General features: G+C 48.3%; 10 protein-coding genes. All 10 read left to right on the plus strand.

Annotated features, from left to right (window positions below; genetic code table 11):
• The 10 genes from JMJ95_RS02210 (at position 1) to istB (ending at position 17484) form a co-directional block, all read left to right on the plus strand.
• Complete coding sequence (locus JMJ95_RS02210) at positions 1-1080, plus strand: DUF3644 domain-containing protein (RefSeq protein ID WP_290682012.1); 1080 nt, start codon at positions 1-3, stop codon at positions 1078-1080.
• Positions 1077-3965 carry a DEAD/DEAH box helicase gene (locus tag JMJ95_RS02215; RefSeq protein ID WP_290682014.1) on the plus strand — a complete coding sequence of 963 codons (2889 nt, stop codon included), beginning with the start codon at positions 1077-1079 and terminating at the stop codon, positions 3963-3965. The genes JMJ95_RS02210 and JMJ95_RS02215 overlap by 4 nt, the downstream gene beginning before the upstream one ends.
• A complete protein-coding gene (dsr1, locus tag JMJ95_RS02220) occupies positions 3953-7777 on the plus strand; it encodes an anti-phage defense-associated sirtuin Dsr1 (protein ID WP_290682017.1) in 3825 nt (1274 codons plus the stop codon). The genes JMJ95_RS02215 and dsr1 overlap by 13 nt, the downstream gene beginning before the upstream one ends.
• A complete protein-coding gene (pglZ, locus tag JMJ95_RS02225) occupies positions 7774-9789 on the plus strand; it encodes a BREX-3 system phosphatase PglZ (RefSeq protein WP_290682020.1) in 2016 nt (671 codons plus the stop codon). Before dsr1 ends, pglZ begins: the two co-directional genes overlap by 4 nt.
• Complete coding sequence (locus JMJ95_RS02230) at positions 9789-10541, plus strand: hypothetical protein (protein ID WP_290682023.1); 753 nt, start codon at positions 9789-9791, stop codon at positions 10539-10541. The genes pglZ and JMJ95_RS02230 overlap by 1 nt, the downstream gene beginning before the upstream one ends.
• Positions 10542-10935: 394 nt before the next feature.
• Positions 10936-11721 carry an IclR family transcriptional regulator gene (locus tag JMJ95_RS02235; protein WP_290682026.1) on the plus strand — a complete coding sequence of 262 codons (786 nt, stop codon included), beginning with the start codon at positions 10936-10938 and terminating at the stop codon, positions 11719-11721.
• Positions 11714-13093: a dihydroorotase family protein gene (locus JMJ95_RS02240; RefSeq protein ID WP_290682029.1), complete on the plus strand. Its 1380-nt coding sequence runs from the start codon at positions 11714-11716 to the stop codon at positions 13091-13093. Before JMJ95_RS02235 ends, JMJ95_RS02240 begins: the two co-directional genes overlap by 8 nt.
• Positions 13094-13265: 172 nt before the next feature.
• On the plus strand, positions 13266-14744 hold the full coding sequence (locus tag JMJ95_RS02245) for a sodium:solute symporter (protein ID WP_290682032.1): 1479 nt from the start codon (positions 13266-13268) through the stop codon (positions 14742-14744).
• A gap of 494 nt (positions 14745-15238) precedes the next feature.
• A complete protein-coding gene (istA, locus tag JMJ95_RS02250; protein WP_290682035.1) occupies positions 15239-16759 on the plus strand; it encodes an IS21 family transposase in 1521 nt (506 codons plus the stop codon).
• Entirely contained in the window at positions 16753-17484 is a 732-nt protein-coding gene (gene istB, locus JMJ95_RS02255; protein ID WP_290682038.1) for an IS21-like element helper ATPase IstB, read from the plus strand. Before istA ends, istB begins: the two co-directional genes overlap by 7 nt.
• The last annotated feature ends 73 nt before the right edge of the window (positions 17485-17557 follow it).

Raw genomic sequence — 17557 nt, forward strand, 5'->3', positions numbered from 1 at the left:
ATGCCGAAAGTCAAGAGGGAAGTTACAGAGTTTAAAAGACGTGCCATCAATTCCTTAGTGCTTAGTGTCGAGTTGTTTAACCGACCTCATGAACAGGGCCGTGCTGAAGGTGTTCTGATTCTTATGCATCACGCATTTGAAATGTTACTAAAAGCAATCATAAAAGACAAAACAGGTACTGTTCACATAAAGGGTGGGAAATACTCGTATAGTTTTGATAAATGTTTGGAAATGACGGAGAATTCGCTCAAAACGCTTTCGGCCGATGAGCGTGCAACTTTGTCCATTCTCGATGCACATCGAGACACTGCGATTCACTACTACCAAGAAGTATCAGAAGACCTGCTTTATCTACAAGCACAGGCTGGAGTTACTCTTTTTGGCGATCTGCTTAATCGAGTTTTCAATGAGAATCTTGCTGATTGTATCCCAGATCGTGTGCTGCCAGTTTCGACTCGTCCCCCGAAAGATCTGAAAGTGTTAATTGATTGTGAACTAAGACAGGTCGATCAACTATTACTAGTGGGGAGCCGCAAAGGGATTCAAGCAGCGGCGAGATTACGATCGATCCTTGCGTTAGCCACTGCAACACGTGATGATTCAGAGCGGGTTTCTGAAGGTGAACTCAGAAATGCCATCAGGAGGAGACGGCGGGGAGATGACTGGAAATTAATTTTGCCTGAGGTCGCCCAACTGAAGTTAGAAACCCAAGGAAACGGAATTCCGATTTTCCTTCGAATCAAGAAAGATGCTGACCTTGCTGTTCGTCTAGCCAAGGACGGTGAGACGGTCGTTGGAGCTTTGATCAAGCAAGAATATGACTGGCTTGATAAATACAACCTAACTGTTACTGACATCGCTAAAAAAGTTAAACTTTCTATTCCAAAGGTGCGAGCCTATTTGTTTGAATTGGATATATGGACAAATCCTGAAATGTACGGTGAAAAGAAGATCAAGGCTCAAATTTATAAACGCTATACCAAGAAGACATTGGAGGCAATACGTGAAATACTAACACGGATTCCTGTTGAGGCTGTTTGGGAAAAATTTGGTAAAAGAGCGATGGGTAAAGAAAAATGATGGCATGGTATTACACCCCAGGCCACAAACAACTCTGCCAAATTATTGAGGAAAAAAGCCTCTGGGGACAGACAATGTGCCGTGTCTGGCTGCCAAACCAGGACACGATAGTTCGTGTGCCCCGTTCCGCCTTGCGGCCATTGAATGTAGATTTGTATCCGGAGGTCGAAGCGAACCGTATTGCCTATGTTTCCTCAGCGGCCAAAGTGGCTGATGTGCTCGAAGGCTCTGCCGGAGCTTCTGACGGTACTATTTTACTGGCACCCATGGAGTCTAACGTCATCCCGCTGCCCCATCAGCTCCAGGCCTTGTCCCGTGCCATCTCGGGAGACCGTGTGCGCTATCTTCTTGCCGACGAGGTAGGGCTCGGCAAGACCATAGAAGCAGGCCTTGTCATGCGGGAACTCAAACTGCGCGGTTTGGTGCGCCGCACTCTTGTTGTTGCGCCGAAGGGGCTGGCCACCCAGTGGGTAGCAGAGATGCAGACCCATTTCAACGAACAGTTCCAGCTCGTGCTGGGAGAAGACATTACCACGTTGCAGCGTATGGCTTCTGGTGCAGAAAATAGAGGTTCTGCATGGTCCTTGTTTGACCAGGTCATTGTATCCCTTGATTCCGTTAAACCTGTAGAAAAACGGCGTGGCTGGACGAAAGAACGAATTGCCGCATACAACCGAAATCGTTTCGAGGATCTTCTCACTGCAGGTTGGGATTTAGTGGTGGTGGATGAAGCGCACCGGCTGGGCGGAAGTACCGATCAGGTTGCCCGCTACAAGCTTGGAAAGGGGCTTGCGGAGGCGGCCCCTTATGTACTGTTGCTTTCTGCCACGCCTCACCAGGGAAAGACTGACGCTTTTCATAGGTTGATGAATCTGTTGGATGAGGAAGCCTTTCCTGACATGGACAGCGTCTCCTGTGAACGGGTGGCCCCCTATGTCATCCGCACCGAGAAGCGAAGGGCCATCGATGCAGAAGGCAAACCCCTTTTTAAACCCCGACGCACCCAGATGATTCCCGTGGCATGGGAAAACCGCCATCACCTGCAGAAAGCTCTCTACGAGGCTGTGACCGAGTACGTGCGCGAAGGTTACAACCAGGCCCTGCGGGAAAAGAAACGGCACATCGGGTTTCTAATGATCCTTATGCAGCGCCTGGTGGTTTCCAGCACCCGGGCTATTCGCACCACGCTGGAACGGCGCCTTTCCGTTCTCAGAGGTGGAGAAGCGCAGGCCGGCATGCGCTTGGCAGAGTTTGAGAATGGCCCGGAAAAAGCGGAGGATTACGATGAACTGTACGACATGGATGGACAGGAGCTGCTTGATGAGCTGCTGAAATCCCAAATTTCGGCCCTGCAGAGTGAAATGATCCATGTGGAAACCCTGTTGGATGCGGCAGTTCGCTGTGAACAGGCTGGATCCGACGCAAAGGCAGAGGCATTGATTGAGTGGGTTTATCAACTTCAGGCCGAGGAAAACGAACCGGACCTGAAAGTATTGGTCTTTACAGAATTTGTCCCTACACAGCAGATGCTGAAAGAGTTTCTTGAAGCCCGTGGAATTCCGGTTGTCGCTCTGAATGGTTCCATGGACATGGAAGAAAGAAAAGAAGTCCAGGATGCCTTCCGGAAAACGCACCGCGTCCTCGTTTCTACCGACGCGGGCGGCGAAGGCCTGAATCTGCAGTTTGCCCACGTGATCATCAACTATGATCTTCCCTGGAATCCAATGCGCCTTGAACAGAGGATAGGCCGTGTCGACCGTATCGGACAGCCTAGGATGGTAAGGGCGGTTAATTTCGTTATTGAAGATTCAGTGGAATTCCGTGTTCGCGAAGTGCTGGAGCAGAAATTATCGGTGATCTTCAATGAGTTCGGCATCGACAAGACAGGAGATGTGCTCGATTCCGCCCAGGCTGGTGAATTGTTCGAGGATGTATTCGCGTCGGCTATTCTTAACCCGGAAAATATCGAAGCCTCTGTCGATCAAACGGTGGAGCGGATACGGGATGAGATCCGGCAGACTCGAGAAACATCATTTTTTTATGGCATTTCGGAGGAAGTTGATGTGCAGGCAGCTGAGCGGCTGCGGTCCCATCCCTTGCCATACTGGATTGAACAGATGACGGTCGGTTATCTGAATTCATCCGGTGGGTTGGCGAAGCGCAAGCGCTCCTGGTGGGATCTCCGATGGCCGGATGGTGTTGAAATGCGCAAGTGCGTATTCAATGCCCGGGATGCTGACCGCCTGACAGATGCGTCACTGATTAATCTGGAGAACGCCCGTATTCGGGGACTGGTTTTGAACCTTCATCAAATTACCATGGGTCAGCCCTTGCCCTGCGTTGCGGTAAACGGCCTGCCGCCAGGTATTTCGGGTTTTTGGGGATTGTTTGAGATACGGCTCCAGGCGGGGGGGTACACGAAAACGCAGTTCCTCCGTATCCCTATGGTGCGGCGAAGCTACCTCAGTGTCTTTCTGAGTGAAGATAGGACGCTTTTTCTGCCCACGGCACGGCATATTTGGGATGCCCTTGTGAGTGGGGAAATCCGGATGGGTTCAGCACTTGATCAGGATCAATCCATTGCTGCCCACAGGCATTTGCATGAGGCTGCTGAACAGGCAGGCCGTGAGGTGTTCGAAGCCATGAAACATGCACACCTTCTTTCAGTAGATCGAGAGGAAGAACGCGGAATGGTTTCTTTTGTCTCCCGCCGGAAGGCCATTGAACGGATAGGCCTGCCGGAAGTGAGGCAATTCAGGCTGTTCCGCTGTGACGCAGACGAAGCTGAATGGAGACGTGAGCTGCAATCAGCCCGCGAACTTCTGCCAGAAATCAGACCGCTGCTGATGCTTGGGATAATTGAGGTTTCCAAATGCAGTTTATAACAAACGGCCCTGAAATCCCTGATAGTCTTTTGCATGCACATGAAGAAGGGCAAGTGGTGTTCTTCTGCGGGGCAGGTATATCTTACCCTGCGGGCCTGCCTGGTTATGAAGGATTGGTTAACGAGATCTATAAACGATTGGGAACTAGCTTTAATGATCTTGAAGAAACTGCTATGGATAATGGTCAATATGATGTTGCATTGAATTTGTTAGAGCAAAGAATTCCAGGGCAGAGATTTGCTGTTCGTAAAGCTTTGGCACAAATACTGAAACCGAAATTGCGCCGCAAAGGGGCCAAAGAAATTCAAATGGCCTTGCTGCAACTTGCCCGTAACCGGGAAGGAGCATTACGGCTTGTTACTACAAATTTCGATCGTATCTTCGAACACGTGATCAAACAAACCAAACAGTCCTGTTGTGTTTATTCCGCCCCACTTCTCCCCATTCCCAAGAATAGTCGATGGAATGGACTGGTCCATTTACACGGTTTACTTCCCGTCTCCCCAGATGAAGGCGCGTTAAACCACCTTGTACTGACCAGTGGTGATTTTGGCCTTGCCTATCTCACCGAGGGATGGGGCGCTCGCTTCGTTAGCGACCTTCTCAGCAACTATGTGGTTTGTTTCGTCGGCTACAGCATTGGTGATAGGGTGCTCCGCTATATTATGGATGCTTTGGATGCGGATCGGATGATGGGTCAGGTGACACCTCAGGCCTATGCTTTTGTTCCATGCGAGCCAGGAAAGGAAAAGGTTGTAGAAAAGGATTGGAAGGCCAAAGGCGTTACGCCTATAATTTATAAAATACCGGGAGGTTCCCAAGATCATTTAGTGTTGCGCGATACGTTAAGAGTCTGGGCAGAAACCTACCGTGACGGAATTTTTGGGAAAGAACGTATTGTTGTAGAGCATGCCCTGACTCGGCCTTCGGCAAGCACACAGCAAGATGACTACGTAGGGCGAATGCTCTGGGCCCTCTCTGACGATTCCGGGCTCCCAGCGAAGCGTTTTGCGGAGCATAACCCCGTACCTTCAATAGAATGGCTTTCTGAGTTCTCAAAGGAATGTTTTCAATGCGAAGACTTATCCAGATTCGGTATCCCCGCATGCCCACCGATTAAATGTAATGAGTTACGCTTTAGCCTTATCGACCGGCCGACACCTTATACCCTTGCTCCAAAGATGGCGGTTGTAAGCAGGCAACACGGGAGTAGTTGGGATATGAAAATGAGTCAGATTGCCCACTGGTTGACTCGGCATCTCAATAATCCTCAATTGGTTCTCTGGCTAGTGAAACAAAGCGGGGAACTCCATGAAAACATGGTAAGGATTATAAATGAGGAATTAGATTACCTTGTAAGCTTGGAACGTGAAAAAAATAAGAAAAAACTAGATGAGATTCGCGCAAATGCACCGAATTCAATACCCGATGCAAGGATGCGTGTTTTATGGCGAATCTTGTTAACAGACCGTGTCAAAGTGAAGCGTAATCTTGGAATTACTCGATGGATTAATAGCTTCAAACGTGACGGTATGAATACTTTTTTACGGATGGAACTGCGGGAATTACTTTCGCCGATGATTATCTTGAAAGAACATTTTCGTTTGAGAGATGAAAATGAAACATTGGAGTCTCAATCGTCTTTAAGGCAATTAGTGGATTGCGAATTGGTCCTTGCAGCAGATGATGTTTCCATTTTTTTGAGAGATCTTGTAGATGAAAAGGGTTGGCAGGAAGCATTGCCCACGCTGATGGAAGATTTCCAGCACTTATTGTTCGACGCCTTATGTTTAAAACGCGAAATAGGGAAAGCCTATGAGCAAAAGGACCGGTCTTATTTAGATTTGCCATCCATCAGCCCACATGAGCAAAACTATGGATTTCGCAACTGGGTTTTTTTGATTGAACTGCTTCGAGATGCGTGGTGTGCGGTTAAAAAAATAAACCCATTGCGTGCTGCCCAAACAGCGAAAGAATGGTTTCAATTGCCGTTTCCGACATTCAAACGATTGGCTTTTTATGCTGCAAGCCAAGGTGATCTGATCACTCCAGAAGATTGGGTGGATTGGTTGCTTATTGATGATGCCTGGTGGCTCTGGTCCGTTGAAACGCAACGGGAAGTTTATAGACTTTTCGTTCTAAAAGGAAAATCTCTTTCTTCCTGGTCACAGGAACGACTGGAAAATGCTATCCTGCTCGGGCCGCCCCGAAGGATGTTCCGGGATGACATTGAACCTGATTGTTGGCAGGAAATAGTTGATCACTCTGTATGGAGGCACCTGGCAAAGTTGGAAGCATCTGGTCTCCGTATGGGAGATGAAGCGCGAAATCGATTGGTTGATTTGTCGGTAGCTTACCCCTTTCTACAATTGGCTGCAAACGAAAGCGATGAATTTTCTATATGGATGAGCGGATCGTGGGAAACGGATTTCGAAGAGAAAAAAGAAATTACTTTCGCGCCGCGAAAAAGAAGTGAGTTGGTCCAATGGCTGCAAACTACACCAGTCGATAACGATCGATTTTATAAGGACACCTGGGGCGATACCTGTCGTACGAGGTTCTTTCATAGCATTTTTGCATTGTGTGATATTGCAAAGAAGAAAATTTGGCCAAAAGACCGTTGGCGTGAAGCACTTCGGGTATGGAGTCAAGAGGGGTTAGTCTTACGGTCCTGGCACTATGGTGCACCGTTGGTCCAAGAAATGCCTGATGATGTGTTGCAGGAGATATTGCATAGTGTCACATGGTGGTTAAGAGAGGTTTCCGAAACAATTGAGAAACACCAGGATATCCTGTTGAATCTATGCAAACGTATTTTGAATCTCCCATTAGAAGCTGGTTCTAACATAATACGAGAAGAGAAATCTCTGAGTGAACCTGTAACTGATGCGATCAATCATCCTATAGGTCACGTAACGGAAGCACTGCTCAACATTTTGTTCAAACGTAAGCCTAATGACTCTGATTGTTTACCGGATGATATTAAACCCATTTTTACACAACTATGTGAAGTCCGATCCGACCTGTTCCGTCATGGCAGAGTGATATTGGCATCCAGGTTGATCGCGCTCTTTCGCGTTGATCGATCCTGGACAGAACGTCATTTACTTCCTTTGTTCCAATGGGCAGATGATCATGAGGAAGCAAAGGCAGTATGGGAGGGGTTTCTTTGGTCTCCACGCCTGTATCAACCGCTTCTGATTGCCTTCAAGTCTCAGTTCCTAGAAACGGTGAATTACTATGACGAACTAGGAGAGCATTGCCGCCAGTTCGTGGCATTTCTAACATATACTGCGCTTCACGCGGTAGAAGGGTATTCAACTGGAGATTTCCAATCAGCTTTTCAAATGCTGCAAAGGGAAGGGTTAGAATATGCTGCTCAAACCCTGGCACAGGCGATGGAAGGTGCAGGTGAGCAAAAAGAGGAGTATTGGAATAATCGTATTCGGCCATTCTGGCACAATATTTGGCCTAAGTCGCGTGACCTTATTTCCGGTAGTATTGCAGAATCATTTGCCCGAATGATCATCGCTGCCCGAAACGAGTTCCCTTCGGCTCTGGAAACAGTCTACGATTGGCTATATTCGATTGACGACTTACATTTTATCCTGCATCTTTTAAAAGAATCTGGTTTGTGTAAGCAGTTCCCAAAGGATGCACTACATTTTTTAGACGCTTTTGATAACGTCCAATCATGGAATCTTCAGGATTTGAAGGAGTGTCTCGAATCTATTGTCGAAGCAAATTCGGTTTTAAAGAAAGACCACCGTTACGAAAGGCTGATGGAGTGTGTTAGAAGAGGTGCGCTATGAACCCTTGTCTATCAGGTTTAAATGGTTGGCGAGAATTTGTACTCAAAGAATTCGTGCCGGGGATTAGCAAGCTGATCCTTGTTGCAGACCCCGATGATCTTCTGACAGAGGAAAAACTGGCGTTTGGGCTTCAGGAGCGGGGATTCGACCTTATCGAGTTCAATGACCCGGTGGAATTTCGGTTCGCCTTTGAATCGAGATATCGCTCTATCTGGGACCAGGGAAAAGAGGCCAATTTGACGGTGGTTCTCCGCCTGCAGGCTTCCGAGCTTGGTTCACTGCCGTACGATCTGCTCGAGGCAGGCCGTAAGCTTTCGTTCAGCCTTGGGACACTCTTTCCCAACTTGAGCTGCCCTGTGGTAGAGAAGCTTGACCGAAGCCTTCTCGACACTCTCTTTGAGGCTCAGCAGAAGTCATCTCCGGATCGTATGGGGGAAAACGCCACTAAGGATTTCATTCTCCGTTCCGTGTTCGGCATTGCCGCAGAGCTTATCGGAGATGATGTGGAACTGCTTCGGGCATTGCTTCGGTTGCATTATGGAAAGTCGCAGATCCCGCAGATATTGGCGGAACGAGTTATACAGGTCCTCAGAAGTCACAAAGAATTTATTGACTGGCCGCTTGAGGAAATCGTCCCGGACGGCGAAGCGTTCTTTGCCTTTTTGCAGGAACGCTGGCCTCTCTTTTTATCCAGAATTGGCGCTTTAGGCCGTGCAGGAGAAGAATTGGCGAAATCCGGCTTCAGGTATAGCGGCCCCGATCATCTTCCCTTTGATCATCAGGATGTGAGGATATATATCGACAACCTGTTCCTTGAGGGGAAACTAATCCCCGTTGAGGTTGAAGGTATTGATTATGATCCTGGATCGTGGTTTCGAAGCGGCATTATTACGACCGGTGTGGACGATGAAGAACTGCGTATCGTCCGCCTGTTTGATATGGTTGAGCAAAATCTGCCTACAGCAGAGGCACGACACTCCGAATGGGCCGTCTTCGCACTGAAATGGGCAGAGCTTTCTTCCCTGGTTTTCTGCCGGAGCAACGATGAACATCAGACTAGGCTCAGGAAAATTGGTGAGGCGTTGAACACGAATTTTGCCGGTTGGCTGACAGGGCACTATTCCAACCTGGTGAATCTGCCGCCTACGAATCCTGCCATGGTGCACCATGTACCCCGCCGCCTGGCCCGTGATATTGAGGATTCCGCCGACAGTCGTATTGCGCTGATAGTGATCGATGGTCTTTCGCTTGACCAGTGGGTCACTATGCGCTCGTCTCTGCAAAAGCAGGATCCGGAATTTCTCATGCGCGAATTTGCTGTTTTTGCATGGATTCCCACGCTGACCCCTGTTTCGAGACAGTCAATTTTTTCCGGAAAGCCGCCACTTTATTTCCCGTCGTCTATACACTCAACGAATAGTGAGGCGAATCTTTGGAAACAGTTTTGGGAGGGGCATGATTTATCCAGAATGGATGTTGTGTACCAGCGGGGACTTGGAGATGGCGATGCATCCGCTCTTCTCGATGCTGTAATCCAGCCCGGGAAGACCAGGGTAGTGGGGCTCGTCGTGGACAAGATCGATAAGATCATGCACGGCATGCAGCTCGGTTCGGCTGGAATGCACAACCAGGTAAAGCAGTGGTGCCAGGGCGGATTCCTTGCTGAATTGGTACGGATGCTGCTGGATTACAGGTTTGATGTTTGGCTGACCGCAGACCATGGCAGTATTCAATGCGAAGGAAGAGGCCGCCCCTCTGAGGGCGTTATTGCCGAGACTAGAGGCGAGCGGGTTCGGGTGTATCCCACACCGGAACTTCGGTCCAGGGTTGCCTCGTTGTTCCCGTTTGCCCACGAGTGGGATCCGACAGGCTTGCCGGCGGACTATTTTCCCCTGGTGGCCTGCGGATTTGATGCATTCGTGAATCCGGGAGAGATGATTGTAGGGCACGGAGGTATTTCAGTCGAGGAAGTCATCGTGCCCTTTGTAAAGATAGAAAAGAGGACGCGTTGATGGGCAAAAGGCATGAATCTATCGGCATCAAGCAGGTGATCCGGTTTGAGTGGATGCAGAAAACAGTCAATCTGCTGCTGGCCGGGCTTGATGCTAAAAAAATCCGACAGGAATTGCATGAGTTCCTCGCTGACAAAAAAGGGAACGGTTCAAAAGGGGAGCGGAGTGACCAGACCCGGACATTTGCTGTCAACAATCTGATGAAGATATGGGTTTCTCCTGAATCAGAACTGATGCCTCTGCGGGATGCATCGCTTTCCTTTATGAGGGAAAACTCGTCAATGGCTCTTGCTGTTCACTGGGGAATGATTTCAGCAGTCTATCCTTTCTGGTTCAACGTCGCTCGTCAGACAGGTCGTCTGTTGGCCTTGCAGGAGCAAGTGACCCAGATGCAGATCATAGGCCGCATGAAGGAGCAGTATGGTGACCGGCAGACCGTTAGTCGCTATGCGAAATATGTCCTCCGTTCCTTTGTAGCGTGGGGGGTACTGAAAGACTCCAAGACCAAAGGCTGTTATGAGAAAGCACCTGTGTTGTGCATTACAGATGGAAACCAGGCAATCCTCATGCTTGAATCTGCACTTATGGCTGCCCCGGAGGCCAAGGGCATTTTGAGGTTGCTCCTGAATAATCCTGCTTTTTTCCCATTCCGGTTTCCGGAAATAGCCGGCGACTTTGTTTCCAGGCACAACAGCAGAATCGAAGTGGTTCGCTACGGACTGGATGAAGAGTTGCTGAAGCTGAGGGATTAGAAGAGCCGGCATTAAATGCTGAGCATTTAAAAAAACGATTTTTTTAGCAAAAAGATGGAAAATGAATTTTTTTCGCCTTCTCTTGCTCATCTTGAGACAAGTCGCGCCTTCTGCAGCATTAGTCATGTCCCCTTTAACAACCCTGTCCAGGACCGCCGATCTCGTCGCTTCTTTCAGGCTCAAAAAATCACTCCTCATCGTCCTTATAGAGCAGATAAAATTTAGATCTCTATTACCGGGTAATTGATCCCTGTCCGGTTTCAGGTATGAAATTATCACTGTCTCGTAACAAATTTCTGTTTCCGTAAAGTCGTTGTTTTTTTATTTTGTTTTTGGTATAGTGTCATTAAATAGACTATGAAACAAAGTTTCATAATATAAAACTAGGTGGATTATGGAAGAAAAAAAATACAAATTAAAATTATTGGAAAAAACGTCTGAGATTTTTGCCTGTTTTGATTTGAGTCATCCAAAGTTGACATTTTCTGAAATCCTAAAACTTAAACCAAATCTGGATAGGACCGCAGTGTACAGAATTCTAATTAACTTACATGAACTGGGTTTTTTGGAACTTGATAAGAAAACCAACTCATTTTCAATCGGTGCAGAAATATACCGGCTTGCTTACATAGGCATTCGTAGTTTTGAGCTACGAGAAGTTATTAATCCTTTTATCAATAAATTAAGAGATGAAACGAAGGAGACTGTGATTGTTAACGTCGTGCAGAACAATCATGGAGTATGCATTGAGAGGATTCAAGGAATACACAATATCTCCATTACAGCTAATCCTGGAAGAGTCGTCCCGTTGCTCCGAGGGGCGAGTGGAAAAATTTTGGCTGCGCACTTGCCACATGAAGAGTTGAGAAAAATCTATGAAAAAGAGAAAGATTCTCTGAGAGGAAAAAGTTTTGAAAGCGTTCTTGAAGAGATGGGGCAAATAAGAAAGAAAGGTTATGACACTACTTTTGCAGATCTAGATCCTGATACCGCTGGGGTTTCATTTCCAATATTTGCCAATAATATGGAGGTGATTGCCGGGGTAAGCGTTATAGGTCCAGTTTTTCGTTTCACGCCAGATGCATTAGAGAACATTGTGAGTAGGACTCGAGTTTGCGTTTCCAATATTTCAGAAAAACTCAAATATATTTTGATAGGGGGCAACAAAGGCAATGTATGATCTTGTTTTAAAGGGAGGAAAAATCTGTACTGCGCATGATTCCTATTTTGCTGATATTGGAGTCGTGGATGGAAAAATCATAGAAATTACAAATTGCATTGATTTTTCAAATGCAAGAGAAGTGGTTGATGCGGCTGGACTTTTGGTGCTTCCTGGGGTATGGCATACACACTGCCATTTCAGGGATCCGGGGGTCACAAACAAAGAGGATTTCGAATCTGGGTCTAAGCTTGCTGCAGCTGGAGGAATTACCTTTGTTATTGATATGACAAATAATGAACCTGCGCCAGCAACTGTTGAAACCTTTCTCGATAAGAAAAAAAATGCAGAAAGTAAAAGCCATGTTGATTTTGGATTGTACGGAGCTGGTCTTCACCCGGATCAGGTAAAAAGCCTGTTTGATCTTGGAGCTATTGGAATTAAGGTTTTCAACACAAGGCACCCGAAAGACGTATATCCTTATATTTCTACACTTGGGGTAGTCGACCACGGGGTGCTATATGAAATTTTTGAAGAAACGGCTAAAACCGGGCTTGTCTGTGCTGTACACCATGACGACTCTGACTGGGTAAAAAGGATGGTTTACAGAGACTACATAGACAAGGGGAACATAAATGCAGCTGCATACGTGGATGCCTTTGCAAAGGGGTACATGTACGGTCATGGGATGGTTTCAGGGCTTGCAAGCTCACTTTACCTCGCAAAAATCGCTGGGGTAAGGCTCTACGTTCTCCATGTAGGGGTCATGCCAGATGGTGCATACGACCTAATCGATTTTGCAAAGAGTTCCGGACAGCCTGTGTACGCAGAGCTTGAGGCGTGCTCCTTCCTTATTGACAGGGCAATGGCTGAGAAATTGGGTCCTCGTACATATGTCCACGGAAGAAATATTCCGAGAGCCAGAGATGCCTTGAATAATGGGCCGTGTGATGTTCTTGTTCTTGAACATGCCCCTCACCATAAAGATGAGGTTGCAAAAGGCTGGGATGACAACTTTGGAGCTCCTTTAGGAGTAATAGGAGCGCAAGAATTTTTCCCCATGATGCTCAATGAAGTAAACAACGGAACCCTTACACTTGAAAGATTGATCTACCTCACTTCAGAAAATCCATCAAAAATTTTTGGAATTTACCCGAGAAAAGGAATTATTGCTGTAGGTTCAGATGCCGATTTCACAATAGTTGATATGAATAGAGAACACGTACTGTCTTCCGAGGAATCTCTTTCCAGATCAGGCTGGACTTCCTTCGATGGAGTCAAGGTCAAGGGAATGCCTGTTTTTACTGTAGTAAGAGGAAATGTGGTTATGGAAAAAGGCGTTGTTAAAGGGGCTCGTGGTTTTGGGAAAATGATATCTCCGAAAAAACAATAATCAAGGGAGGTAAAAAGATGAGCATACCGTTTGGTCCCATTTATCCTTATACATTTGGCACCTGGGTTGGTGTGGGTTTTTGGTGGCTTTTGATTGGATCAGTGATTGTTTCAATAATCATCACTGTTAAAACCAAGGATTAAGTTATTCAGCTTAAGGAAGGAGAATGATCATGGCAAACCATACAATGTACTGGATTGCTCTAGCGGTTTATCTCTTGGCCACCATTCTTATAGGATATATTGCTTATAAAAAAAGCCTTACTCTCGAGGATTTTTATTTGGGTGGACGAAATATCGGGCCATGGGCACTTGCGTTTACTTACGTAGCTACATGGAACAGTGCTGTTACCTATATCGGGTTTCCAGGAACAGCATATAAGTTTGGAATGGCAATGGTTGCAAGTGGCGTACTGAGCGCTATTTTTGCAGGATTCTGCGGTTGGCTTTTGCTGGCACAAAGGCTGAAATTTCAGTCAAAAAAACTCGAAGCTCTTACTGTTCCTGAATATATCGAGCTTCGCTATAAAAGCCATGGCGCTAGAGTCTTATCCACCATTGCGATAATCATTTTTACTTGTGTCTATCTCGTTGCCCAGTATGCAGGAGTAGGATACATAATGCAGTTGTATCTTGGTCTTCCATATGGTGTCAGCATTGCAATAATGGCAATTGTCATGGCATTATACACTGCAATCGGGGGATATCTGGCTGTTGTATGGACAGATCTCCTGAGCGGAATAATAATGACCCTTCTCTCAGCTTTTCTGTTTGTTTTCTGTCTTGACAAGTTTGGTGGATGGACCGCCATTTTCCAGGCTTCTGCGGAAGCCATGGGGCCAAAGTTTAATGAGGTACCAGGTTTGATGGGCCCCTTGGCATTTACTTATCTTGCTTTTTATACACTGGGAGCCCTTGGTTCTCCTCAGCTGGTTGTAAGGTTTTTCAGCTTTAAGGATAAAAGGGTGTGGCGCTATTCCCTTGTTCTTATGGCTGTTGTATTAGCACTTCAGACTCCAATGATGGCTTTTACCGGTATTGCGGCAAGAGTTGCTGAATTTAAGGGACTTATACCTGCTGGAGTTATCGGGGCTAACACAGATTACACTATGCCCGCATTCATGATTCATGTCGCACCTACAATTGCGAGTGTACTATTCCTCGTTGCCGTCGTAGCTGCTTCAATGTCCACTGCAAATTCCATACTTCTTGTTGCAGGAACGGCTTTTGCACGGGATTTTCTGCAAAAGGGAATCAGGTTGAACATTACGGATGATCAGGTTAAAAAGATTACGTCAATCGCGGTTCTTGTTATTACTTTCGTTACAGCATTTGCATCTATGAGGAAACTTCCAATGGTCGTTCTCCTTTCCGCCATGCAGCTGACTATATGTGGAGCAGCTTTTATGCCCAGTCTAATATTCGGTGTTTGGTGGAAAGAAGGAACAAAAGCTGGCTGTGTTTCATCCATTGTGGTCGGTATTTTAGTTCCGATATTGCTCTTTACACTTCTCAAGCCTTACAATGTTTTTGGGCATCCTTTCTGGCCCTCACTCATCTCTTCATTTTTAACGTACTATTTCGTCAGCAAGGCTACCATTAAACTGCCTCAGGAACATGTAGAGTCCCTGTTTGCATTTGAAAAAAATTAAATAAAACTAAATAGCAATAAATAATGGTATAGGGAAAATATGGGGAAATATCTATTAGCCATAGATAATTCCCCATATTTTTTGTGTTTTGAGGGTGATTGGGTACACCGGAGTAAATTGAGCCACCGTTCCGATGAAGTGGAGCCGGCCTTCCGACGGGAGAGCCATATGCATATTCAGAACCTTCTCATAAGATGGATGAACGCGTTGCACGCCGGGACGTGAATCCATCTACAGGAGGTAGTCATGACAGACTATCGGGAGATACTTCGGCTGAACCATCAGGGAAAAAGCGGCAACGGTGCTTGAGGATTGTGCCTCTCTTCTGTTTGTTGCAAAATAGAAAGGGACAAAGTTGCAAAGTAAAATTCCTCACTATTGCATCGGGGGAATCCCCGGAATTGCAAAAGGGCCATTGAAAGCATGAACCCATGCCCTGTACCCTTTGAGTGTTATCCAGACACTTCAGGGGGAGGGAACGGAGGATGCTGACAATGACCCGGATCAATGATATCAGAAAAGCCTATTTCGAGAATGGCTGCACCATCAGCGCCATCGCGGCAAGGTTCGGCATCGACCGCAAGACCGCGAGGAAGTACATCGAGAAAGAGGACTTCAACGAACCGCCTCCGGCCCAGCCGGCAGCAAGCCGGTGGCCCAAGCTCGAGCCCTGGCGGAAGCAGATCGACGAATGGCTCGAGGGCGACGTGAAGGCAAGGAGGAAACAGCGCCACACGGCCAAGCGGGTGTACGACCGCCTGTGTACGGAGGTGAAGGACTTCGGATGCTCCTACCGTACAGTGGCCTCCTACGTGAAGGAGAAGAAGTACCAGATCTATTCGGGTGTTCGCGCCGCATTACCTTTGGAGCACAAGGCGGGAGAAGCCCAGGTGGACTTCGGCAGCGCCGACTTTTACGAAAACGGAAGGCTCTGTTCGGGGAAGTACCTCAACGTCTCCTTCCCCTACAGCAATGCCGGCTACCTCCAGCTCTTCAGGGGAGAGAACCGGGAATGCCTCTTCGAGGGCCTGAAGGCAGTCTTCGAACACATAGGAGGAGTACCTCCGCGGCTGTGGTTCGACAACATGTCCACCGTCGTGGCCCAGGTACTCAAGGAAGGAAAGCGGGATCTGTGCGAACCCTTCCTCCGCTTCAAGGAACACCACGGGTTCGAGGCGGCCTTCTGCAACGTGAACGCCGGACACGAAAAGGGGAACGTGGAAAACAAGGTCGGCTACCACAGGCGCAACCTCCTGGTCCCCGTCCCCCGGTTCGAGGATCTCGAGCAGTACAACAGGGAACTCCTCCGCCTCTCGGAGGAGGACCATTGCCGGGAACACTACAAGAGAAACAGCACCATCGAGACCTTGCACCGGCAGGACAAAGAAAACCTTCACCCCCTGCCGTCGGCGGAATTCGACTGTGCAGGCTACGAAACGGTGAAAACGGACATCTGGGGCAAGTTCCGGCTCGGCGGAGTTCATACGTACTCCACCTCCCCCAAATACGCCGGAGGGAGGGTTCTTGTCAGGATATCAGCGAACAGCATCACTCCCCTGGACGAGAACCACCGCCCCGTAACGGAGCACCGAAGGCTGTACGGCCCCGGGAAGCAGGAGGCCATGGACTGGCTGCCCTACCTCACCCAGCTCTCCCGCAGCCCCGGAGCCCTGAAGTACTCCGGAATCTGGACCATGCTGCCGGAGGAACTGCACGCCTTTCTGGACGGCAAGGACAAAAGCGGGCAGAGGAATGTCCTGAGAACCCTTGCCATTCTCAGCGAACGGGACGGATTTGAAAGAGCCGTGAAAAGCGTGTCCGAGGCAGTGCGGCGGGGAGTGGAAGACCTTGACAGCCTGGTGGTCCTTCATGACCACCTTCACAGGGAACACCCCGCCGACCGGATGCAGATTGACGAAACGAAGCAGCCTGGAATCCCGAGGCTTCCCGAAGTGCACTTCACGCTCTCAGCCTATGCAGACCTTATTCCCGGAGGAGGAAGGCTGCCGTGCTGAAGGACGAACTGCTCGCATGCTGCAAAAGACTCCGGCTGAGCCGGAACCTGGCGGACAACAGCGAACTTGTGGAGGCGGACAGCAGGGAGGAATACCTCCTCAGCCTTCTGAAACTTGAAATCGGGCACAGGGAAAAGGGCAGACGGGACCGCCTCATCAAGGCGGCCGGGTTCACCAGCTGGAAGACCTTTGACGGCTTTCACTTCGACGACGTCAAGCTCCCGTCGGGAGTCACTCCCGACTACCTGGCCAAAGCCCGTTTCGTGGAGGAGAAGAAGAACCTCATCCTGTACGGCAACGTGGGAACCGGAAAGACCCACTTAGCCACGGCCATAGGGATCGAGGCATGCAGACTCGGAATGAGCACCGGTTTTTACCGGACGGCCAATCTGGTCAACCGCCTCTCCGAAGCCAGGAAGACGGGGAAACTGGGGAAGCTTCTGGCGGCACTCGGCAAACTTGACCTGCTGATCTGCGACGAATGGGGGTACGTCCCGCTGGACAGGGAGGCGGCCCAGCTTCTCTTCCAGGTAATCTCGGACAGCTACGAAAGAAGGAGCGTGATAATCACCACAAACCTGGAATTCAGCCGATGGGTGGGAATCTTCTACGATGAGCAGATGACGGCGGCGATGATAGACCGTCTGGTGCACCACAGTTACCTGCTGCTTTTTGATGGCCCGAGCAACCGGGTGAGAGACTCTTTGATGCGCAGGGGGGTGTGAAAAATTCCCCACCCCCCTGCTGGGGAAAAATCTTTGCAACTTCGAGGATTTCCCTCTTGCAAAATACACTCTC

It is taken from the genome of Aminivibrio sp., assembly GCF_016756745.1.
GTDB lineage: Bacteria > Synergistota > Synergistia > Synergistales > Aminobacteriaceae > Aminivibrio.

Coding starts and splice junctions, on each gene's coding strand:
- JMJ95_RS02210 (WP_290682012.1), top strand. CDS start 1: ATGCCGAAAGTCAAGAGGGAAGTTACAGAGTTTAAAAGACGTGCCATC.
- JMJ95_RS02215 (WP_290682014.1), top strand. CDS start 1,077: ATGATGGCATGGTATTACACCCCAGGCCACAAACAACTCTGCCAAATT.
- dsr1 (WP_290682017.1), top strand. CDS start 3,953: ATGCAGTTTATAACAAACGGCCCTGAAATCCCTGATAGTCTTTTGCAT.
- pglZ (WP_290682020.1), top strand. CDS start 7,774: ATGAACCCTTGTCTATCAGGTTTAAATGGTTGGCGAGAATTTGTACTC.
- JMJ95_RS02230 (WP_290682023.1), top strand. CDS start 9,789: ATGGGCAAAAGGCATGAATCTATCGGCATCAAGCAGGTGATCCGGTTT.
- JMJ95_RS02235 (WP_290682026.1), top strand. CDS start 10,936: ATGGAAGAAAAAAAATACAAATTAAAATTATTGGAAAAAACGTCTGAG.
- JMJ95_RS02240 (WP_290682029.1), top strand. CDS start 11,714: ATGTATGATCTTGTTTTAAAGGGAGGAAAAATCTGTACTGCGCATGAT.
- JMJ95_RS02245 (WP_290682032.1), top strand. CDS start 13,266: ATGGCAAACCATACAATGTACTGGATTGCTCTAGCGGTTTATCTCTTG.
- istA (WP_290682035.1), top strand. CDS start 15,239: ATGACCCGGATCAATGATATCAGAAAAGCCTATTTCGAGAATGGCTGC.